We start from the raw sequence: 23,291 nt of genomic DNA, 5'->3' as shown, positions 1-23,291 counted from the left end.
GATTATCTGTCAGCAGATGGCTATATCATTTTACTTTCTTCCTTCTTCACCTATATTTACCGAAGGGATGTATCCCTTCAGCGGATATATTCCTGTCTTTATGTATTCGTAATATTCATTTGGCGATAGTTTCGCTAATTTCCATTGGTATCTCTCATTATTATAGTAATCCATCCAATCGTCTATGACCCGTCTTACTTCTGGATACTGTGTACATTTTTCTATCTTATCTTTTATATGGTCTTTCATCCTGCCAAAGAAACTTTCCTGGGGTGCATTATCCCAGCAATTCCCTCTTCGGGACATAGACTGTCTCAGACCTTTATCTTTTACAAGCTGAATAAAACTGCAGCTTGTACAATGACATCCCTGATCACTATGGATGATTGTTTCTGTTGTCAGGGAAACTCCGTGCTTTTCTACCATCAAGTTTACTGTCTCAAGCACAAAATCTACTTCCAGTGTTTCGCTCAATACATAAGACAGTATCTGTTTTGTAAATGCATCTAAGATAGTTGATAGATAGCAAAATTTTCCATTAAACGGAATATACGTGATATCTGTCAACAGCACGCTTCTTGGTCCATAAGATTCAAACTTCCTCTGTACCAGATCTGCTGCCACATGATTGGTTCTGATCGCCTTTGCCATCCTTCTGTAAGGATTCGCTTTTCTTATGTTGCAGATAAGCCCGTACTTTTTCATGAGGCGTCGGATCTTCTTGACATTCATGACAACCGGCGGCTCCATATGAAGCAGTCTCATATAGATTCCCTGTGCGCCCTTGTCATATCCCCGATGTGTATAAGCTTTTAGTATGATCTCAAAATCCTTTCGGTCTTCTTCCTCTTTTTCCAACCGGCTCCTTTCTGATTTTACCCAATTATAGTATCCAGACCTGGATACCCCTGCTATATCACAGAGCATTGTTATAGATAATCTATTCGTTGATTTATTTATCGTTTCATGGATGATTTCAAACTTATTCCTTGATGCCTCCATGATCATTTCCTCTTTTTGGAATGGTCTGCTTTTATAATTTTTTTTAGAAAGTCAACTTCCTGCCGCAGATACAATAGCTCACTTTGCATGCGTTCTATTGATTGGGGCGTAGCCAGTCCGTTTTCATTCGTTGCTTTCATCGGAATACGCTTTGTCCTGTTTTCTCCCTCTGTAAAGCCATTTCCGGATAATGCCTGCTTTTTGATATGCTGCACTAACGAATCAATTTGTTTTTGGCCAAATATGCTTAAATCAAAACCAAAATCCGCAAGTATCTTTCTGGGGGCATTACCTGCTTGATAGCTTACCCAAAAATCTTGTTTCATCTTAGCTGTATAATACAGTTTGTGTTTCGTCACTTTTAAGACGTATGGATTTTTCTCCAGTTCTCTAATTTGTTTCCGCGTATATTCTTTCATAATCCCTCCAGTAGATATTTTTATTATATAACATCTACTGAGAGAAGTCCCTTCTTTTTAGTGTCCACATTTAAGGATTTTATCCCTTCCTCCTGTGTCCATTTTTAGGGAACCCTTCTTCTTATTGTGTCCATTCTATAGGGTATAGTTTACTTCAAAAGGCTTTCCAGGCTTTGAAACCGTCCCTGTTTCAGCCCTTGCTGCATTCCCTTTTCCATATTTTCCTGATCTCTCAACAGCAGCGTCATATATTCACGCCTCCATTCCCGATTTCTCTTTGCTTCCCGCACAGCTCTCTCAAGCTCTGCGACAAATGCATCTTCCGGGGGCTTTCCGCCCACATAATCCAAAAACGCCTTGAGTTCCCGGCTCACATCCATTTTCCTGCCGGCTGCATTCAGAAAGATTTTCACTGCCGCGTCCCCGAGAACAATCCCATTATCCTCCCTGCACCTGTTCTCGAAGGTATATTTGTGGCGCCCCTTCCCGAACACATCGCTTAAGCAGATAAATATAATATAGCTCTGGTTTAATTTCCTGTAAGACTGATTTTTGTCAATGAGCTGCAAGTCAATCATGCTCTGATAATACCGGCTCCGCTTCGGCAGCTCCCCCGTATCCACCGCCTGCATCTCAATATTGTAAACCGTCTTCTTATCATCCCGCACATACACGTCAAGCCGCACGCTCCTGGCATCCGCATCCTCACGGATCGCCTTCTGGAGCTCCGGGTATTCAATCCGCTCGATATCCAATTCCGGAAGAACCCGCTTCAGTACCCCCAGGCAAAGCCGCGGATTCTGCATCAGCTTTCCAAACAGAAAGTCGTTGGAAATCCCAATCTCGTCCCAGTCCATATTTACCCGTCCTGCCATATCCGACACACTTCCTTTCCGTCATCCATGGCTTTCCGGCGCGCCCGGCCTTCTCTATCCTTATTATATACAATTCTTTCCCCAAAAACAACGCCCAGGCATGGCGCCGAAAAACCCTTTCCAAATTTCCCGCATCTCAAAACGAACCTCCAAAAGTGCAGAAAAACCCGGAATTCCCTCTTTTGAGAATTCCAGGCTTTTTCATTCGTATCGCAGTCGTAAAATTTTTCTTTGGTTATTCTCTCGCCATGTTGACAAACCGCGTAAGCTCCGGCCGCCAGCCCAGGTTCACGGTCCCGATGGGGCCGTTCCTCTGTTTTGCGATGATGACCTCCGCCACATTGGGCGTGTCCGTATCTTTGTTGTAATAATCGTCCCTGTATAGGAACATAACCACGTCCGCATCCTGCTCGATGGCCCCGGACTCACGAAGGTCTGAGAGCATCGGACGGTGGTCGGTTCGCGTCTCGCATGCACGGGAAAGCTGCGACAGCGCAATCACCGGCGCATTTAACTCCCTTGCCAGAGCCTTTAAGGAACGGGAAATCTCTGAGATCTCCTGCTGCCTGTTGTCGCTGGTCTTTCCGCTTCCCGTCATAAGCTGGAGATAGTCGATCATGACGATATCGAGACCGTGCTCCAGCTTGATTTTCCTGCACTTGGAGCGCAACTCCATAATGGAGATGCCAGGCGTGTCGTCGATCACCAGCTTGGAATTTCCGATGGTGGCAATGCCCTCCACCACTGCGTCCCAGTCGGCATCCGTCAGGGTACCCGTCCGCAGCTTCTGGGAATCCACGTTGGACTCCATGGCAAGCATACGGTTCACAAGCTGCTCCTTCGACATCTCGAGGCTGAAAATCAGGCATGTTTTCTGCCTGCGGACGGCGATATAATCGGCAATGTTTAAGACAAAGGCCGTTTTTCCCATGGATGGGCGGGCCGCAATCAAGATCAGATCCGACGGCTGGAGCCCGGAAGTCCGGTAGTCCAGGTCGATGAACCCGGTGGGCACGCCGGTCACAGTGGATTTGGAGCGGGTCGCCTGCTCGATCTTATCGAGGACATTTAAGGCCACCTGGCGGATCGGCACGAAATCCCCGGACATCCGGCTCTGGAGCAGGCCGAAAATCTGCTTTTCCGTATCGGCCAGAATATCCTCCAGCCTTTCTTTTCCGGCATAGCAGCTATTGGCAATCTCCTCGTTAATCCGAATCAGCCGGCGCATGACCGCCTTTTCATGGACGATCTCCGCATAGGACCGCACATTGACCGAGGTGGGCACCGTCTCCATAATGTCCCGGACAAACTCCAGGCTGCACACCTCCGGCGGCACATCCTTTTCTTTCAGCCTGTCCTGAAGCGTCACCAGATCCACCGGCTTTCCTTCATTGAACAGCTCCACCATGGCTTCAAACATCACGCCATACTGGCGCTGGTAGAAATCATCGGCCACGACGATCTCCGAAGCGGCGATAATCGCCTCCCGATCCATCAACATGGCACCGATCACCGACTGTTCCGCTTCTATGCTCTGCGGCTGGACCCGCTTAATAAGCGCTTCATCCATCTGTCAAACCTCTCTTTGTATCTCCCGTTACGCCTCCACGACTTTCACGCGGAGCGCCGCCGTCACATCTTTGTGGAGCTTCACCGGCACCTCCGTGACGCCGAGGCTCTTGATCGGCTCCGGGAGCACCATTTTCTTCTTGTCAATATCCAGCTTAAGCTGTTCCATGGCAGCTTTTGCAATTTCCTTTGTGGAAACAGAACCGAACGTCCTTCCGCCTTCACCGGCCTTGATAGAGACTGTCACGCTCATCTCTTCCATCTCTGCGGCCAGCTTCTTTGCGGCAGCAAGCTGTTCCGCGGCTACTTTCTCTTCATTGGCTTTTTTAAGCTTCAAGTCATTTAAGTTTTTGGCATTCGCCTCCACGCCAAGCTTCTTCGGAAGAATGAAGTTTCTGGCGTAGCCGTCATTTACTTTAACGATCTGGCCCTTTTTTCCGAGAGCCTTTACATCTTCCAACAATACGATTTCCATATTAAAAATCCCCTTTCTTCTGCATCGCCCTGATGATGTCCTTGATTTTTTCCTTGGCTTCTTCCACGGTCACGCCGGAAAGCTGTGCCCCGGCTATGGTCCTGTGGCCGCCTCCGCCCAGTTTCTCCATCATGACCTGTACGTTGACTTCATCAATAGACCTAGCACTCAGATAAATTTTTCCTTCATACGGGGTCATGACGACAGCCGCCTTGATCCCCACGATGTTGAGCAGCTCGTTGGCCGCCTGTGCGCCCACGACCGTCGGGCTTTCCACGCCCTCCGACGGGCAGACGCTGATGGCGAAGGAGCCTTCAAACACCTCGGCCTGGCGGACGGCTTCCGCCCTGGCCTTGTAGTCTTCCATCTTATCCCGGAACAGCTTCCGCACCCTTGTCACGTCGGCGCCGTTCCGCCTTAAGAACGCGGCCGCCTCAAAGGTTCTTACGCCGGCCTGGCTCTTGAAATTGTTGGTGTCAATGACAATTCCGGCATACATGGCGTCGGCCTCCGCCGATTTCATGCGGATGCTGTCAGCCACATACTGTAAAATCTCCGCCACCAGCTCGCATGCCGAAGAAGCGTAGGGCTCCACATAGGAAAGCGTAGCGTTTGAGATCACCTCGCTGGACTGCCTGTGGTGGTCGATGACGACGATGGTTTTTACTAACTTCAAAAGCTCCGGCGCCTCCGTAAAGCTCGGGCGGTTCACATCCACCACAACAAGCGCCGTATTCCCGTCCACAGTCTCCGCCGCCTCGTCGCCGGTTAAAAACAAGTCGTCGGGATAATCGCTGTTTTCCACGAACCGGTCCATCATCGGGCGGACGGACGACGTCACCTCATTGATGACGATGCTGGCCTTTTTATTGAGGGCCGTGGCGATCCGGTACATACCGATGGCCGAACCGAAAGAGTCGATGTCGCCGATCTTATGGCCCATGATTAAAAGCCTGTCTTTCGTCTCGAGAAGCTCGCGCAGCGCGTGGGCCTTCACACGGGCCTTCACGCGGGTCGTCTTCTCAAGCTGCTGCGACTTCCCGCCGTAATACTGGATCTTCCCGCCGTCCTTTACGACAGCCTGGTCGCCGCCGCGGCCAAGGGCCATGTCGATGGCCGTCCTGGCATACTCATAATTCTGGATATACGTCTCGCCGTTCATACCCATGCCGATGCTTAAGGTCACGGCCATTTCATTTCCGATATTGACGTTTTTCACCTCTTCTAAGAGGTTAAAGCGGTCTTCCTCCAGATGCGCCACGTATTTCTGCTTGATGGCAAAGAAATATTTGTCTTTCTCCAGCTTCTTTACGATGCCGTTCATGCCGGAAATGTACTTGTTGATCCGCCGGTCGATTAGCGCAAGGAGAAGCGAGCGGCGCACCTCCTCGACGGTTTCAAGAACCTCATCGTAGTTATCGAGATAAATCAGGCCGGCAACCATTTTCTGATCGGTGATGGCCTGCATGTATGCGTGGATTTCCGTCTCGTCATAGAGATAGACGGCAAACACCTCGCCGCTCCCGCCCGACGGCTCTGCGTCTTCCAGAAAGCCGTCCTCAAGGCGGATTTGGAACCGCTTGACAATCACATGGTATCTGGATTCCTTATACGCGCAGTGGAACTCCGCCCGGTGTTCCGCAGCCGCAAGGGCTTCCTTCGTAATTTCAGGAAACAGGGCCGGCAGGTTTTTCCTGGCGTTTTTCTCCTCCTTCACCACGGCGGCAAACGCCCGGTTCATCCAGAGAATTTTTCCGTCCGTATCGGCGATCCCGTAGGGCAGCTCCATCGACGCCAGAAGCTGTTTCTGGCTTCCGGTAAACTCTGCCGCATAGGAAATGAGGCCGGCCGCCAGCCTTTTTCTCCCGTACCAGAACAGGAACACGGCACAGCCCAGATAGAGTACGGTAAACACGGCCATCAGTGCACCGGCCTGCGGCGAGACAAGTACAGCCGCCACGTTTCCGCACACCACCAGGATGGACAGCACAAGGGGCCACTGCATATATTTCTGCAATATATTTTTGACCTTTTTATCCTCTTTCATAGTCTTCTCCTATCATTTCCCGCAGGCAGCCTATGCCGGCAAAATCCAGGGGAATGCCTGCGATAACTGAACAGCTTTGGAAACAGTATATCATAATTGAAAGCATTTGTAAATTTTAATCCGATGACTTTCCGAGCCAAACGCATCCAGCCGTTTCTCTCCCCTTTTTCTGCCCGGATATGGGCTTATGCCACCGTTTTCTTTCTCCTGCCCGCGCCCATTCTCCATACATTTTTCGACTTCTAACGATAAATTACGACTTTTTATTGCTTTTTATTTGTTTTTTGCGATTAAATTTCTAAGTCCACACCTTTTCTGCATTTTCTTTCACATCTCTATCAAGTAAAACTGATACAACAAAATTCTACATGGATAGACAGGTGTCCCCATGATTTTGATGAAAAAATACCATATTGTATGCAAGGACGGCCTTTATCATGCTGTTTCTGACGAAAATGTGTGCTGTCCCTGCTGCGGCGGTTCGCTTCGTGTCCGTGACAGCAAGAAGCGCGGCATCATTATGGCCGACGGAAAAATCCAGGTTTTCCTGCTCCGGCGGCTGAAGTGCGGAACCTGCGGGGCCCTTCACCTGGAACTTCCCGACATTTTCATTCCATACAAACGATATTCCAGAGATGTGATTGAAAGGGCGTCTGCCGGCCGCTTTCCTGACTGTCCTGCGGAAAATTCCACCATTTATCGCTGGAGCCGCCAGAAGGATCCGTAAAAGCACGGATCTTCCATCCTTTTGCAGGCGGGGCATTATCTTCGCTTTTGCGTCCTGCCCCGTCTGTCCTGCTGCTGAAATATGCTTTGGAGAGAACCCTGTCTCATCTCTGTTTTTCTGTATTCTGTATTGGATTCTGGCTTTTTCGCGCCGCTTCCCCTGTTTTTACAAGATATTCCATGGCTGCCGCAGGATACCTGCCGGCAGCCGTCTCCCCTGTCAGCATCAGGGAGGAAGCCCCGTCTAAAACGGCATTGCAGATATCCAGAACCTCGGCCCTTGTCGGGACGGCCTGCCGTTCCATGGAGTCGAGAAGCTGCGTCACGACCATGAACGGTTTTCCGGCTTTCCGGCAGCGCGCTGCCAGCTCCTTCTGGACCCCGGGAAGCTCCCACAGGGGCATGGCGTTCCCCAAGTCGCCTCTGGCAATCACGATTTCGTCTGCGGCAGGGAAAAGCTCTTCCAAATTCCGGACGCCCTGCATATTTTCAATTTTTGCAAAAATACGGACATTTCCGGCTCCGGCCGCACGGAGCGCCTCTTTAAGCTCCATGAGATCCCCGCATGACCTGACAAACGGCTGCATGACGCCGGTGACGCCGTATTTTGCTGCAAGACGGATGTTTTCGCGGTCACTGTCTGTGAGGGCCGGCATCGGGATTGTCTTTCCGACAACTGCAAGGCTTTTCTCCGGCTTTATCATGCCTCCGCGGCATACCCTTGCCTCTGCTGTTTTTCCGTTGTTCTTTTGTATGACGAATTCCAGCCTGCCGTCGTCGAGGAGCACAGTATCATTCGGCTCTATATGGGAGAGGAACGGCGCCGGAATGGGGAGGCCTCCCTCGCCAAAGAGGAGAATGCTGTTCTCCTGTGCAGGAATTTCTTCCGGGATTTTTCCAATGCGGAGCTCCGGCCCCCGCAGATCAATCAAAATTTCCGGCCGTTTTGCACAGCCGGCAGCGGCCTTCTGAACCAAGGAAAGCCAGGCGCCGTTTTCTTCCAGGCCGCCGTGGGATAAATTCAGGCGCACGCCTGTCATGCCGGCCCGGAACATGGCCTCAAGGATCTTAGGGCTGCTGCATGCCGGCCCGAGTGTACCGTAATACTGCATTTAAATGGACTCCTTTCGTATGGGTGGTTGGGTGGGCGAAGGGACATGTCTTTTCCATTACTATATCACGCCGGCAATGGTTTTTCCAGCCGTGCCGGACATGCCGGCCGGCCGCTTTCCCTTCCGGCGCGGGCAGTCTCGCAGATTTTGGTCTGGCACCTGTGAGGCGGAATTTGGCGTACCTGTCTGGACTCCCATCCTTTTTCGCATCTGATGATCGGCACCTGACGTTCTGTGGTCTGGCACTGGAGGGCCGATGTTTTCACTTCTCTCATACTCATCCGCTTCTGTCTGTTTCCCGGATTCTGCCGTCTGCGCTGTCTGTCATGCCGGAATCCGGGCACTTCTCTTTTTCAGGGCAGATGCCAAAATTTACCTGACAAGGCTAAAAGCATGCGTTTCCTGCCGTGTGAAAAGAATGCTGTTTGCAGGTTTCCCTGCCTGCGGCGGGCCGCACAAGCGGCATTCTTCCTCTTCGCCGCAATGCGATTCTGCCCTTAGAGCAAAAAAATATCCCCATCCAGGCGGCAGACAGAGATGCCTGCCCGGACAGGGACATGCCAACGGCTCCGGAAACGGGTCAGTCGGATTCGTATTCAATTCCGATAAATTTTTCTGAATCAAAAAAGTCTTTCAACGAAATCTCCAGCCCGCTGCACAGCTTGCTGATGGTGAACAGGCCGGGATTTTTCGTTGAGCAGTCGATGATATGCATTAACGTCGTCAGCGGTACGCTGGACTTATATGCCAGTGCATAATAGGAAATCCCCCGAAGCCTGCAAAGTTCCGAAATTCGCTCGGATAATATCTTTTGTTCGTGCATTACTGTTCCTCCCGAATATGGCACTACGGTTTTACAGCTCATGCGATGAGTATAATATAAGATGAAACGCTATTAGTACCATATAAGGTAAAAGCCGCAATTTTTTCCAATATTTCCCATATCGTTTTACAACAATATGATTTTTCACCGCCTTTCCGCCCTTTATCCGGCTGTTTGGTTCACAAAGAGCAGGGCTTCGCTGACGCACCGTCTGCCCATGGAGCGCTCCATGTTCCGGCTCCATAAAAAAAGCAGATTCCGCCGCAGTATAGAATAAAGGGCGAAATCTGCTTTTCTTATCTTACTCAAATTTGTTTCTGCTGGCAATGCATTTTTTCATTCTATCGGTATTTCCAGATTCCATGCACGGCGTAGCTGAAAAAACAGAGGCCGGAGCGCAGAAGCCCGAAGCCCATGTACCGATATACCTTGAACGTCATCCGCGCGGACTTAAGCTTGCTTCCGGACTTTCCTTTCATGCTCAGACGGTATTTTAACAGCGGTTCATTGACAGCGCAGGCATAGCCATACTTTTTTAACACCTTTAGCCATGTGATGTAGTCCTCGTGGCTGTCTTCATGCTCCATGGGGAATTCGGCCGCGGCGGTGCGCCTTATGAGGACGGAGGAACAGTTGATGCTGTTGTGGCGCAGAAGATCCCGGTAGGTGATGCGTTCCCGCACCGGGATGATTTTTCCCATGGAGGTGCCGTCTGCATGCATCAGCTCCCTGGCCGTGCTGCACAGGACGGCGCCGGTCTCCTCTATTTTGGCAAGCTGCTTTGTGAGCTTTCCAGGCGCCCACCAGTCGTCGGAATCCAGGAAGGCGACAAATTCTCCGGCTGCCAGGCTTACGCCCCGGTTCCGGCTCCCTGCGGCGCCCAGATTTGATGGATTTTCATAATAGCGTACCCGAGGGTCGGAAAGGTAGGGGCGGACGGCGCCGGCCGTGCCGTCGGATGAGCTGTCGTTGATGATGAGGAGTTCCAGCGGCACGGTCTGGAGCAGGACGGACTCGATGGCCTGACCGATGGTTTTTTCTGCGTTGTGGGCCGGCATGATGACGGATACCGTTGGTGACGGCATGGGGGTTCCTCCTTATTTTTTCTTGATGGCCTTTAGGAGTCCCGTCGCCGCAGCTGATTTTGTTAAATGCCATATGCGAGGGAATCTGAGTGCCTTTCGATGGGCATGTAGAGGTAATGTGCTTTTTGAGGCTTCTGTGCGGGCCGTAAGACCCTCGGAAGCTTAAACACATAGGGATTTTGGTTTTTGTATGCTGCGCGGCTTCTGAGGCCTCCTGGAGCGTTAGGAGCTTGGTTGAGGAAGGGCAAGCAGGTCTTTGAACGCTGAAGGAAGGAGATGGCGCCGCGATGTGGTTTTATCATAGCGGATATTGGAGGAGTTGGCAAGTGGGGAATGGGAGAATGTACAAAGTTAGCCATATGAAACGCCGGTGCTGGAAAGTGTCACACTTCTAAGCACCGGCGTCATATTCTTTTATACATAAGATGTAAACAGCTCCAATTTTCCTTCTGCCATACAAGTTCCGTATCCATACGGCAGAATCATACTGTCGCCTTTTTTTACTGGAATCCCACCAATCTTACCCCTGCCTTCCATAACATTGACAATCATAAAGGGATGGCTCTGCACCAAAGGCGCAGTGCTTTCAATTCTCCACTGATCCACAGTAAAGGCAGCTCCGGAAACCATTCGCTTGCACATATAACCATCGCCGCTTTCTATTTCCGGGCTCTGCACACTTTCCGTATGGGGACACCGTATCACATCAATGCTTTTCTCAATGTGGAGCTCCCTCGGTTTTCCGTTCTGGAGACGGTCATAATCATAAAGACGGTATGTAATGGCCGAATTCTGCTGAATTTCCAGAAGCATGGTTCCGCTTCGGATCGCATGAACGGTTCCCGGTTCAATCTGGAAAAAATCTCCTTTTTTAATCGGCCGTATCTTGATCAGATCCAGGAACCGCTTCTCCTCGATCATGCTGCGCAGTTCTGCCCGGTTTCTGGCATTATGTCCAATCACGATGTCGGCGTCCGCATCACAGTCCAGGATATACCAACATTCCGTCTTACCGAGCGCTCCGTTTTCATGAATTCTCGCATAAGCTGTGTCCGGATGCACCTGAATGCTCAAATCTGTCTTGGCATCAATAATTTTTACCAGGAGTGGGAAGACCTCCCCAGGAAGATTGCCGAAAAGTTCTCTGTGCTTTTTCCAGAGCCAGCCCAAAGTTTTCCCCTGAAAACGTCCGTTCCGAATCCGGCAGTCTCCCTGTTCATGGGCGCTCACAACCCAGGCTTCCCCTGTATCCTCACCGGGGATCTCGAAGCCAAATGCCTCCCGCATCCTGTTTCCGCCCCAAATCATCTCCTTAAATACCGGCTCCAGGAATATAGGTTCCTTTATCATCTTTCTAGCACCATTTCCAGTTCTTTAGTCAGCTGCCTTTCTAATTCGGCTGCCGCCTCTCTGTTCTCTGCACAGACCGAAAGATACAATTTCAGCTTTGGTTCCGTTCCGGACGGACGGACGACAACAGAAAGATTCCCTTCCAGTTCATATTTCAGGACATCTGAAACCGGCAGATCAATGCTCTCCTGGCTGCCATTTTCTTTCCACTTTACGGATTCCTTAAAATCACTGACGGAAAGAATTTTTCTCCCAAGCCATCCAGTCAGAGAGGTCTTTCCCTGGAAACCATAGTCTGCGCGGAACCGTTTCATAATTTCCTGCATTTTTGAAAATCCCTCTGCGCCTTCAAAGGCATAGCTGTGAAGTGTATTCAGACAGTATCCATACTTTTCATACAGTCCGTTCAGCACCTCCAAAAGGCTTGTCCCCAGACTTTTATAATACGCGAACATTTCGCTGATCATAAGAGCGCCATCCACCGCATCTTTATCCCGGACATAACCTCCGGTCAGATACCCATAACTTTCTTCAAAGCCAAGGATAAAACGGCTCTCCTCACCTTTCTTTTCCAAAAGCCCGATCTGCTCTCCTATAAACTTAAAGCCAGTCAAAACATCGACCGTCTCCACCCCATAATCTGCCGCAATCTGTTTTGCCAGATCCATTGTCACAATGGTCTTTACAAATATTGGCTTCTCCGGCATGTTCCCAAGAGCTGTCCTGCTTCTGCATATAAAATCCAGAAGTAAAAGGCCAACTTCATTGCCCGAAAGAAGAACATAATCTTCACCATCCCGAACTGCTATCCCTACACGGTCGCAGTCAGGATCTGTTGCAAGCAGCAGGTCACTTCCCAATTTCTTGGCATCCCTGAGCCCCAGCTCCAGCGCCTCCCGCACCTCCGGATTCGGGTATGGGCATGTTGGAAAATTCCCGTCCGGCTTCTCCTGTTCTGCCACAACCGAGATATTGGTAAATCCGTTTTCTTTCAGACAGCGTGTTACACATTTTAACCCGGCCCCGTTTAACGGTGTATAAACGATGGAAACATTCCGATCCATCTCTTCTTTTCCGCAAAGGGACTGGGACGAAACAGCCTTTATATAGGAATCAACTGTGTCCGGGCCAATATAGGAAATAATTCCTGAAGACGCTCCGTCTTCAAACGGCATATACTTGACATCCCGAAACATGTCAACAGAATCTATCTCTTTTTGGATCGCTTTTGCCGCTTCTGTCGTAATCTGGCAGCCATCCGGCCCGTAGACCTTGTATCCATTATACTTTGCCGGATTATGGCTGGCCGTAATAACGATTCCGCCTGAGCATGCCAGTTCACGCACAGCAAAGGAAAGAGCTGGCGTGGGCATCAGCTCCGGGTAAATAAAAACCCGTATTCCATTGGCAGCAAACACTTCCGCTGCTGTCTTCGCAAACAAATCGGACTTCAACCGGCTGTCATAAGCAATGGCCACGGACGGGCCGGTAAAATTTTTATTGATGTAATTGGAATATCCCTGTGTGGCTTTCGCCACTGTATAAACATTCATCCGATTCGTGCCTGCGCCAATCACGCCCCGCAGGCCGCCGGTTCCGAACTCCAGATCACGGTAGAAGCGATCCTCGATCTCGGGAGCGTCCGTTTGGGGAGACAGGGAGGCGAGTTCGGCGGTGAGATCAGAATCTCGCAGGCATTCGGAATTCCAAAGTTCCCACTGTACTGTTACTCTATGTTCCATTTGACTTTTCCTTTCCGTAGTTATGTTTAATACGTTTTAGTCCCTTCCATACATATCCCTCGTATATACCTTCTCCTTCACGTCTTCCAGCTCTTCGCTCCACCGGTTTGCCACAATCACGTCTGACATTTCCTTAAATTCCTCAAGATCCCGGATCACCTTTGAGCGGAAGAACTCTTCTTCCTTCATCGCCGGTTCATACACCACCACTTCGATCCCTTTAGCCTTCAGCCGCTTCATGACTCCCTGGATGGACGACTGCCGGAAATTGTCCGAGTTAGACTTCATCGTAAGACGGTAGATCCCCACTGTCTGCGGTTTCCTTGCAAGTACCTGTTCCGCAATAAAGTCCTTTCTCGTCCGATTTGCCTCTACGATTGCCCCCATGATGTTATTGGGGACGTCATGGTAGTTTGCCAATAACTGTTTCGTATCCTTTGGCAGACAATAACCGCCGTATCCAAAGGAGGGATTGTTATAGAAATCGCCGATCCGTGGATCCAGGGAAACGCCGGAAATGATCTGCTTTGTATCCAATCCCCGTACCTCTGCATATGTATCCAATTCGTTAAAATATGCCACCCGCATCGCCAGGTAGGTGTTGGCAAACAGCTTGATTGCCTCCGCTTCCGTGGAATTCGTAAACAGCATCGGAATCTCTTTCTTTAATGCCCCTTCTGCCAGAAGGCCCGCAAAAACACGGGCACGCTCCGACTGCTCGCCGACAATGATCCGTGAGGGCCATAAATTATCGTAAAGGGCGCGGCCCTCCCGTAAAAACTCCGGGGAAAACAGCAGGTGGTCTGTCCCAAACTTCTCTTTCATGGCTTTTGTATAGCCCACCGGCACCGTGGACTTGATAACCATGACGGCATCCGGGGCATACTCCAACACCTGGCCGATGACCTGCTCTACGGAACTGGTATCGAAATAGTTTTTTACCGGGTCATAGTTGGTTGGCGTCGATATGATGACAAACTCGGCCCCGGAAAATGCCTGCCTGGCATCGGTGGTCGCCTTCAGGTTCAGATCTTTTTCTGCCAGGTATTCTTCCAGTTCTTTATCCGCGATGGGAGAACGCCTTTTGTTGATGAGCTCGACTTTCTCCGGCAGAATGTCAAAAGCGGTAACTTCATTGTGCTGAGCCAGCAGGACGGCGTTGGACAGACCGACGTAGCCTGTGCCGGCGATGGTGATCTTTTTCATATCATTCTCCTTTTACATACCAGATCAAAAATGTTAATGCTTAGATACGCAAAGAAATCCCCTAAAATTGTCGACAACCGGTGCAGCAAAATCGTTGCAGTTATGGTATCTCCGGGAATTTTATCCCGAAGCATGTATAAAAGCAAAAATTCTCTGACACCAATTCCTCCTGGCGCACCCGGAACAACAAAACCGACGACCCATGCGATCACATAAGAAGCCATGATTTCCCGCCATTCCATATAAAACATTGCGCCTGGGTACAAAATACAAAAAAGCAGCAACAATGTAATGGCTCCGCACAAAAGAAATGCTATGTAGCCGAGGCTGGATACTGCATATCCGCATAAAACAGCTCTATTTAAATATCTTTCAATAAGAGCTTTGCATTTTTTTCCAAATTTCAGCCATCCAATAACCGCCAGAACCAGCATAACCAGCATTCCTGAGGCGAAAAGGAGAGGAAGCCGCGGATGCCAGACAGCAGAGACAGCTGTCTTCAGCTCATCAAAAGTAAATACGGCAGCTATTATCAGCGCCATCGCCGCAACCCCCGCCACTTCCAAAATTGAACTGACAAGAACATCTTTTTGATCCAATCCAGCTTTAGCAGCAAACAAGTTCCGTTCGACGTAATGCATCACATTTCCAGGAAGATATTTCCCAAGATTGGCTTTCAAATATACCCGGTACATTTCCCGTCCGGAAACCTTGCTGTCGCCAATGCTTCCTAACAAGTTTCCCCAGGAGCAGGCCATAAAGTACTCGGAAGCAGCAATCAGGAACATGCCCAATGTGCAGCCGGCGGCAGCGGCAAACGGACTTGTTATCATTTCCGGATCAAGTCCCAGCCTTGAAACAGCAATTACAACAAACAACAGCGAAATAGCCATAATAGCTTTGCCGGCAATGGAAATTATTGTTTTCATTTAAGTTCCTCGTTCTCTATAAATCGCCCAGATTGACAGTCATATTTCTTCTTTATGTAAAATTTCTTACTGTTTCCATAACTTTTACAATCATGAAAACAAAGATCAGAAATAGAGAAAAACTTTCCTGAGGCCACATGCCGGACAGAAGGGCTGTCCGCCCCTTCCAGGCAAACAGGCTTTGGGCTTTCGATTTCATCTTCTATCTGAAGCACTCCATCTTGAAAGGTAATTTTTCGCCGGAACGCAATATCCGTGTGCTTGTCCACCAAGATAATCTTCTTTTTCAAAAAACGAATAATTTTATTTCCTGCCACAAAAGCAACAGCACGAAGGCCCAAATGAAGAAACGGGCTCCCTACTTTTAATGTTACCAGGTTAAAATGCCCGGAAACTGTCAAGCTGTTTCCTTTCTGCTTCACTATATAGGATGGATCCTGCCAGTTCGTAACGGCAATTTTCCCCTTCCCATAATTAACACGGTACCCAAAATCTGCGAACACCTGCTCTCCTTTGCCATATAGCTTTAGAACACCCCCTTTGCGGGCACCCACGATCATATAAACAGGGATTCCTCTTTCTATCCACTCAGAATGGCTCCAGAACCCTGCATCTGAAAAATACGTACTTTTTCCCGCATGAAAAGGCAGAACCACTTTTTCTGTACACGTTGCTCCGCCCTGAATTTCCTTTTCCAAAGCTCTTAGAAAAGAATGGAGAAGGTAGTGAGAGCAATATCGGTCATCCACAGAATCCATAAAAAATCCTGTTTTGTCTGCATCTTCGAACAGCCAGTCCCTGGCCGCCTCCGCTTCCGGATACCCCAGCTGCCTCATAACTTCCAAACCATTTGGGAGAAAATACGTTGTATTTCTGGATCCATATTCCCCACCGGCTGTCCTGTCCGGATGAATAAAAAATAAGAGAAACGAGAGTATCTTTTCTAAAGGTTTTAAGACGCGCTCATCCCGGCTCATCCAATAATATTCCGCCATCATATCGAAAAAAACGCTCAAATATCCAATATCTGCACCGCCGTATTCTGGAAAAAAGCCGTCTTCCGACTGGACTTCAAGAAGGAGGAGAAGTTTCCGATTTACCGCCGAGAGAACCCAGTTTTCCTTTGTTATTGTGTAAAGAGAATATAATGCGGTTATGGAAGCCATTTCCTGATTATAGGCCTCAGTTTCCCGATGGGATGCTAAGTACTTCCCGGTTCTAGAAAATGCCTCCGTCAGTTTCGGCTCATCCATATTTAGCCTCTTATATGTTTCACAGGAAGAGTACAAGGAAAAAGCCGTCGGCGGAAATCCATGTTCGAACGGATAATACTCATTAAAACTCCCATCCTTTAATTGAATTTTTTCCCAATAATACACAGACGCTCTCGCCCAGTCCTTTACGTCCTCCCGTCCATAAAATACGTTCCCCGGATATGGCACCGTAGTAAGCAAGGCAATAGAAAGCCCAGTCTGCTGAAGGATGGCAGAAGAAAAGTCCCTGATTTTCAAATGCCAGAAATTTCTGTCGCAGCACCCGTATGTAGGAGAATGGCGATCACGATCTACCTGGGTCAGCACTTTGGGAACCGTTTTGTTTATAAAATCCATGTATTTTTGCATGATTCAAGCACCCTCTAGTTTTCAAATTTCTTTTCATGTTTATCCAAGAATGGTGTTAATAACGCCTTAAGCGGAAACCAAAAATACAACCGGCGCAGGACACGTTTCACCGCCAGTTTTCCACTTCCGTTTCTCTCGGTCGGCAGTGTGCATGTATTATAAAAAACCTGTTCCCGGAGATCCTGTTTACGTTTTTGAATCGCAGGCGTTTTCTCATAATATCCAACCGTCACAAGAGCAATCGGTGAATATGTATCTGGAATAGAAAAAATTCGTCTTAAAACTTTTTTTGTTGGCAAAAAATTCACCCAGCAAGCCCCTACGTTCAAGGAATATGCCATAAGCAACATGTTTTGAACGCATGCAGAGGCACTTTGAATATAATCCTGATATTCTAAGTTATCCGTACGATTATCATAGAGCACCAGGATTGCCTGGTTCACGTCTTTTAAGAAAGAAGCAGCACCATTTTTAACCATGCTTGCAAACTTCCCCTTCTCATCAATGATGATGAACTTCCAGCCTTGAATGTTGCATGCGCTTGGAGCCCATGTACCGGCCTGAATAATCTCCAGTAAGATATCTTTTGGTACAGGTTCCTGAGAATATCTTCGTATGCTGCGTCTTCCATAGATTGCCTCTTTAAGCTCCATACTTCTCCTCCCCTTCTTTGCCTGCATCGCCATACGTCAATTCCCTCACATGGTACTGGATATCCTCCAGGATTTTCCTGTTTGCCGCAATCACGTCCGCCTGAAGGCCTACGATCACGGTTTGGATTCCAATCATAATCAGAAGGCTTGCCAGGATTAGGGATTGGACATGGCCGCCGCCTGCCCCCTGGAACAGGAAAACCAGGAAACGGATCCCGAGAAGGACTCCGAGAACCAGCGGGATCGCCCCAAGGATCGTAAAAAAGCGCAGGGGCTTGTACATCATAAACGCCCGGATAATGGTCAGCATAGATTTCTTTACATAGCCGAACATGCTGCTAAAAAGTCTGGAAGGGCGCAGCTCCCCATTGGTACGAATAGGGACAGAGGTCATCGCAATTTTGTCCCGTCCAGCCTGGACAATGGTTTCCAGCGTGTATGTATATTCATTCACCACGTTGAGCCTCATGGCCGCCTCGCGGCTGTATGCCCGAAAGCCGCTTGGGGCGTCCGGGATATCGGAATTAGACGCCTTGCGGACAACCCAGCTTCCGAAATGCTGGAGTTTTTTCTTGAGCGGAGAGAAATGCTCGGTCTGGTCAATGGGGCGCTCACCAATGACGATGTCCGTTTTGCCTTCCAAGATTGGACGAACCAGTTTTTCAATATCGTCGCCGCAGTACTGGTTGTCCGCGTCGGTATTGACGATGATATCGGCACCGTTCCGCAGGCAGGCATCCAGTCCTGCCATGAAGCCTTTGGCGAGGCCTTTGTTGCGTCGGAAGTTCACAACATAATGGACACCCCAGTTTTTGGCCACCTCGACAGTGTCGTCCTTACTGCCATCGTTGATGATGAGATATTCGATTGTATCAATGCCGTCGATATGTTTGGGGAGGGCATTGAGAGCGATTTCCAGGGTTTCTGCTTCGTTGTAGCAGGGAATTTGAATAATTAATTTCATTTCTTTTTTCCTTTTTTCGCAACAGTAAATAATGTTTAACCTTTATACATTTCTACATTTGTAACTTCAAAAATTGCCCCCTCGTCAATATACAAACGCAATTCAATATTAGGGAGACTTTCTTCTAAGCAAAAATCAAGCATAATCATTCCAGAATTTATAATATCTTTTCTTCCCAATATTGTTGAGCCACTTACCACTTCAAAATATCCTTTTGAATTTTCCTGCTCGCCATTTATAACTTTAACATTCAGCTTTACTTTGTAGTTAGATGGCTCTAATATATAATATGGGCCATACAGCAAAAATCCCTTTTCTCCGTTAGAAATAAACTTGTCCTCTATTTCTGTATTACGATTTTGACTAGAAAAAGAATTTAAACTAATATCTATATGATTATTCACGCCACTTCCCTTTTCCCATACAAAATAATTTCCTAGGGAATGTTTTATTGTTAGCCCACCTGGTCTTTCTAGAAATGGAGACGCATTTGAACCCAGCAAATAGTAGTTACCTGTCTCTTGTTCCAATTCTTCAACGGTTTTTGCTATTATCTTTTTATCCTTCATTGCCATTTGAAATATAGCTTTAGAGGTACTTTTCCCCCAATAGTCTTTGTTATCTAGCAAAAAATATATTGTTTTATCGTTTAGCTCATCTTGTACATCCCCTACTAGACTATATATTCTGGAGTAATTTTTATGCACAGGAACAATAGCAGCATCTATACTCCTCAACGCATTAAATCCCCCGTAGAAGGCAATTACACCAGCAACTATATAAATATATCTTCGTTTAAAAAAGTATCGAATAACTGCTAGCAAAAGAAACAAAGCAATGACCGTGAAGAGCATTTTATCAATATTCAAACTATCTTCATCAATAAAACTAAATATTGCATTTGAACAGGCTATTGAATATTTTGAGGCGCCTTCTTTTAATATTTTGTATCCGATCAAATAACCGCTGCAAATAAAGGCAATCACACTGCAACTTCCAAGATTACTTTTATACTTTATTGGACTAACACAAAATATTTCCAACGAACTCAAACCTATAATCGGAATTATTATCAATTCAATATATCTACCATAAATATAGTGATCAATTCGATTGGCATTTATTAATGCCAAACTACCCATGCATACTGTAATGCTTAAGCAGACCAACAGAAAAGCAAATAGATACTCTGTCGTAGACAATTTTTGTAGCTTCCTTTTAAGCACATCATATATTCTGCAAATAACATAAAAAAGACAAAAATATGATAATAGAAGGGTTGATACACCACAATACAATAGCTGGCCTAAGATTATCATGCCAAAATTGATAATACCTTTTGATGTAAATAAGCCGGCTATTTTTTGCAATTCTCCGGCAAAATCATTCACATCACCAGCATTGTTTCCCCACAAGGTCTCTTTAAAATAAGACTTTAATAAGTACCATATGAGTAATTCTCCAACAAAAATGAGGAAAAATAATCCCTGTTTCTTGACATCAATTTTTTTCTCTTTTAAAGCCACTATAACAATAAATAAAAATGATAAAACAATGCTTATCATCCTTGTGTGAACCATTAGCGAAAAAACACAGCATATTGATGCCAGTATTAAGTATGACATTTTCTTTTGTTGGAAAAATTTAATCAACAAATAAATCAATACCCAAATCAATAAATTAAGCAGTGTTTCGCTCCAAGCAATATGTGTGTTTACAATATAGTTAGAATTCAAACAAACTGCCGCTGCAATAAAAAGCCTTTTATAATACTTTACCTGAGAATACAATTCCTGAAAGCACAATAAAATAATGCCAAATGTTACTATTCCCAAAATACTGTTTAGTACAATCGCTGCCTGATATGCCAATTCCGGAGTATCAAAGACTTTAATAATTGGTGCTAATAAAAAGCCATAGCCATAACTATAATTTGCAACTCCGCGCAGCGTTCCAGACCAGTCATATCCCGCTAGTAATGCTCCATTACTCCAATAGCCAAACTCGTCATCTAAGACATAAAAGGCCGAAAAGCTTCTAACGTGCCATAAGTATAATCCCAAGACACATGCGGACATTATTATCGTACCTACTATCTTACCTATCTGCTTTTTTTCCACGCCTGCCCTCCCAGTTCACAAAGCATACACAGTCATTAAGTCTGAGTATGCTTTTCTCCTATATACACGCACTCAAACTATCTGAAATATTCCTCACTTCTTCACGTGAATATTTTTTTTCTGCCAATTCATCCGCGATTCCCTTTAATACGTTTTCTGTCAAGGGAGAAGCTTGTTGCGGAAGCTCAATGACATCTTTATATAATTTCCCCACCACCTCCAGATCTAAAGTTTTTTCCGCATACAACCGTGCATTCTTTCTTAATGTACTTCTATATTCAGAATCAGCAATCAGCATTTTAAGTGCTCCAAAAATATTGTCCGCCTCGTGATTTATTGTTAAATCCCTCGCATCTGGCAACTTAATACATGCATCATCTGGAATTTCCGAAAAGCTTCCTATGTCATTTACTACAACAGCTTTCCCCTTAGAAAGAATACGCATTAAGCTTCCGCTAGTTTCCCCATTATATGGATACCTAAGGTTTAGACAAATATCTACCGCATCAATATATTTTTGAAAAATTTCCAAATCTATATATCCGGTAACAATTACGGAATCTGCCAAATTGTTTTTAGATACAAACTCATTAAAATCTGTTTCAATTTCTTTTGCTAATTTCCCCACACAAACAAGACATGCCGTTTCTTCTTTTCTCAGTCTTTTAAACGCATGTAAAATTGGAAAAATGCGTTTTGTCTCATGGATATAGCCAAACATGCCTATTATCATACCTTTATTTAACAGCCCCAATTCTTGCTTGGCTATATTCTCATCGGGAATATCCTGAATAATTGCATAATGCGGGATTGTATGAACCTTATACTCAATGTTCTTTCTCAACAGCTGTTCTGCAGCCCATTCACTATGAACAATAATTTGAGTTGCATAGTTTACTACTGCTCCATTTATCACCATTTCATATATTTGAGGTTGTGTTTTGCCAGTCCTATATTCCTCTAAATATGACTCTACTTTCGTCTTATCATAATCTTCCAACAAGAATTTTTTGTACATGCTATAATTGCGTTTTGACATACTTACATAATGTAACGCTCCATGCAAATTATAGTCATGCAGTACAACAATCCCACCATTTCTAGAAATGTAAGGAAGCATATAAGTGTGATACGAAGAGTTTCCCATTTGATAAATGGTGCGGTAGTAAGGTTGTTGAGTCTTATACTTCCTGTGATTAAATATTTTGATAGTATGCGAAGATACACCAGATGCTTCATATCCATCATCAATAAATATATCAATGTCAAAATACTTATTAATTTCTCCAATAATATCTACGCTATAATCTGAAATTCCCGATTCGACAGGGGGGAGCGGTGTGAAAAAAGCAATTTTTTTTCTTGCCGTTTCTTTTTCACCATTTTTCACATTCAGTTTATGAATGCTTTGCAATAACCATTGCGCCACATTTTCCCATTGAAAAATTTTAAGTCTCTCTCTTCCTTTCAATCTCAATTCTTCAAGATCACAATTTGTTAAAGCTTTTAAGATTCCCCGCGATACATCCTCCTCAGAGAAAGGATTCACTAATATAGCAGCATCTCCTGCAATTTCAACAAGGCTCGAATTATTGGAGGTAACTACCGGAACATTGCATGCAAACGCCTCAACAATCGGCAAACCAAAGCCTTCATATTTAGATGGGAAAACCATCAGTGATGCCAAATTATATAAAAATACCAGTTCTTCATCGGACGCGAAATTAGTAAGTACGACTTGATTTTCCACACCACATTCAATTGCCAAATTATGATATTTTTCGACGGATGTTTGTGAAAGCTTGCATACAATAACTAATTGATAATCCCCTCTAACTTCTTTGGAGAGTTTTCCGTAAGATCGAATTAAACCTTCTATATTCTTTCTTTCATCATCCCCTCCCGTGCACATGATATATTTTCCGTGAATGCCAAATTTTGTATATAACCTTTTTTGCTCATCCAAAGATATATTGATCATTCGAAACTGTTCATTTATTGCTCCCCATATAACATCAATTCGATCCGCCGGAAAATCTAAATAATGAATCAAATCCGTTTTCACGCTGTTCGAAATAACCAACAGGCGGTCACACCAGCGCAGCATATCTACACACGACATGTACCACTTATAAGAATTTTTGTCTGTCAGATAATGTTCTTTCATAACATAAGGAATGATGTCATACACAATAGCCACTACATTGACGTTTTGAAACCACTCTTTTCTATACGGAAGAACATGTCCATCAAATGGGGAAGTAATAATAAAGATATCAATTTCATTTTTCTTTATGAAATTTTGTAAAATCTTTCCAAAAATTTCTTTATACGGTTCATGTGCCAAAAACTGTTCTTTCCCCAGATAGTAAAAGTCTTCTATTATATTTTCATCATCTGCATAAGATTTCCAAGAAAACTCCTCCATTATATTGAACATATAATAGTGATTTTCTTTGTCTGATTTAATCAGAGTTTTAAATAAACCAAATGCATAGTTTCCAATACCGCGATTCTTACTTAATGGGCCTAAAAGAGCAATATCATCAAACGCAATATTCATATTTACCAA

At 46.1% G+C, this 23,291-nt stretch carries 19 protein-coding genes; 1 reads left to right on the top strand and 18 read right to left on the bottom strand.

What is annotated here, in order from left to right:
* Positions 1-30: 30 nt before the first annotated feature.
* The 6 genes from KE531_09670 to KE531_09645 form a co-directional block, all read right to left on the bottom strand.
* Positions 31-1,002, bottom strand: a complete 972-nt coding sequence (locus KE531_09670) for an IS3 family transposase (protein MBR9953878.1) — start codon at positions 1,000-1,002, stop codon at positions 31-33.
* A 2-nt stretch (positions 1,003-1,004) separates the two neighbouring features.
* On the bottom strand, positions 1,005-1,421 hold the full coding sequence (locus KE531_09665; GenBank protein MBR9953877.1) for a hypothetical protein: 417 nt from the start codon (positions 1,419-1,421) through the stop codon (positions 1,005-1,007).
* A 149-nt stretch (positions 1,422-1,570) separates the two neighbouring features.
* Positions 1,571-2,296, bottom strand: a complete 726-nt coding sequence (locus KE531_09660) for an Rpn family recombination-promoting nuclease/putative transposase (GenBank protein ID MBR9953876.1) — start codon at positions 2,294-2,296, stop codon at positions 1,571-1,573.
* Positions 2,297-2,531: 235 nt separating this feature from the next.
* On the bottom strand, positions 2,532-3,866 hold the full coding sequence (dnaB, locus tag KE531_09655) for a replicative DNA helicase (protein ID MBR9953875.1): 1,335 nt from the start codon (positions 3,864-3,866) through the stop codon (positions 2,532-2,534).
* A gap of 27 nt (positions 3,867-3,893) precedes the next feature.
* A complete protein-coding gene (gene rplI / locus KE531_09650) occupies positions 3,894-4,340 on the bottom strand; it encodes a 50S ribosomal protein L9 (GenBank protein ID MBR9953874.1) in 447 nt (148 codons plus the stop codon).
* Position 4,341: 1 nt separating this feature from the next.
* Complete coding sequence (locus KE531_09645; protein ID MBR9953873.1) at positions 4,342-6,387, bottom strand: DHH family phosphoesterase; 2,046 nt, start codon at positions 6,385-6,387, stop codon at positions 4,342-4,344.
* Positions 6,388-6,775: 388 nt separating this feature from the next.
* Here KE531_09645 and KE531_09640 point away from each other — a divergent pair, with 388 nt between their 5' ends.
* Positions 6,776-7,114, top strand: coding sequence for a hypothetical protein (locus KE531_09640; GenBank protein MBR9953872.1), 339 nt, complete (start codon positions 6,776-6,778; stop codon positions 7,112-7,114).
* Between the two features lie 103 nt (positions 7,115-7,217).
* Here the strand turns inward: KE531_09640 and pyk are convergent, their stop codons facing one another.
* The 12 genes from pyk to KE531_09580 all read right to left on the bottom strand — a co-directional run bounded on the left by pyk (position 7,218) and on the right by KE531_09580 (position 23,282).
* A complete protein-coding gene (gene pyk / locus KE531_09635) occupies positions 7,218-8,225 on the bottom strand; it encodes a pyruvate kinase (protein MBR9953871.1) in 1,008 nt (335 codons plus the stop codon).
* A 580-nt stretch (positions 8,226-8,805) separates the two neighbouring features.
* Positions 8,806-9,048, bottom strand: coding sequence for a helix-turn-helix domain-containing protein (locus KE531_09630; GenBank protein ID MBR9953870.1), 243 nt, complete (start codon positions 9,046-9,048; stop codon positions 8,806-8,808).
* Positions 9,049-9,389: 341 nt separating this feature from the next.
* Entirely contained in the window at positions 9,390-10,133 is a 744-nt protein-coding gene (locus KE531_09625; GenBank protein ID MBR9953869.1) for a glycosyltransferase family 2 protein, read from the bottom strand.
* A 414-nt stretch (positions 10,134-10,547) separates the two neighbouring features.
* A complete protein-coding gene (locus KE531_09620; protein ID MBR9953868.1) occupies positions 10,548-11,480 on the bottom strand; it encodes a class I mannose-6-phosphate isomerase in 933 nt (310 codons plus the stop codon).
* Complete coding sequence (locus KE531_09615; protein MBR9953867.1) at positions 11,480-13,225, bottom strand: phospho-sugar mutase; 1,746 nt, start codon at positions 13,223-13,225, stop codon at positions 11,480-11,482. The genes KE531_09620 and KE531_09615 overlap by 1 nt, the downstream gene beginning before the upstream one ends.
* Positions 13,226-13,261: 36 nt before the next feature.
* Positions 13,262-14,431, bottom strand: coding sequence for a nucleotide sugar dehydrogenase (locus tag KE531_09610; GenBank protein ID MBR9953866.1), 1,170 nt, complete (start codon positions 14,429-14,431; stop codon positions 13,262-13,264).
* Positions 14,428-15,360: a hypothetical protein gene (locus KE531_09605; protein ID MBR9953865.1), complete on the bottom strand. Its 933-nt coding sequence runs from the start codon at positions 15,358-15,360 to the stop codon at positions 14,428-14,430. The genes KE531_09610 and KE531_09605 overlap by 4 nt, the downstream gene beginning before the upstream one ends.
* Positions 15,357-16,982 carry a hypothetical protein gene (locus tag KE531_09600; GenBank protein MBR9953864.1) on the bottom strand — a complete coding sequence of 542 codons (1,626 nt, stop codon included), beginning with the start codon at positions 16,980-16,982 and terminating at the stop codon, positions 15,357-15,359. Before KE531_09600 ends, KE531_09605 begins: the two co-directional genes overlap by 4 nt.
* A gap of 14 nt (positions 16,983-16,996) precedes the next feature.
* Positions 16,997-17,635 carry a nitroreductase family protein gene (locus KE531_09595; protein MBR9953863.1) on the bottom strand — a complete coding sequence of 213 codons (639 nt, stop codon included), beginning with the start codon at positions 17,633-17,635 and terminating at the stop codon, positions 16,997-16,999.
* A complete protein-coding gene (locus KE531_09590) occupies positions 17,625-18,599 on the bottom strand; it encodes a glycosyltransferase family 2 protein (protein ID MBR9953862.1) in 975 nt (324 codons plus the stop codon). The genes KE531_09595 and KE531_09590 overlap by 11 nt, the downstream gene beginning before the upstream one ends.
* Before the next feature lie 35 nt (positions 18,600-18,634).
* Complete coding sequence (locus KE531_09585) at positions 18,635-20,719, bottom strand: hypothetical protein (protein ID MBR9953861.1); 2,085 nt, start codon at positions 20,717-20,719, stop codon at positions 18,635-18,637.
* Positions 20,720-20,777: 58 nt separating this feature from the next.
* A complete protein-coding gene (locus KE531_09580; protein MBR9953860.1) occupies positions 20,778-23,282 on the bottom strand; it encodes a glycosyltransferase in 2,505 nt (834 codons plus the stop codon).
* Positions 23,283-23,291: the final 9 nt, after the last annotated feature.

This window comes from Eubacteriaceae bacterium Marseille-Q4139 (assembly GCA_018223415.1).
In the GTDB taxonomy this organism is placed as follows: Bacteria; Bacillota; Clostridia; order Lachnospirales; family Lachnospiraceae; genus CABSIM01.
Note: the sequence above shows the minus strand (reverse complement) of the source record. Positions and strands in the feature narration are given on the sequence as shown.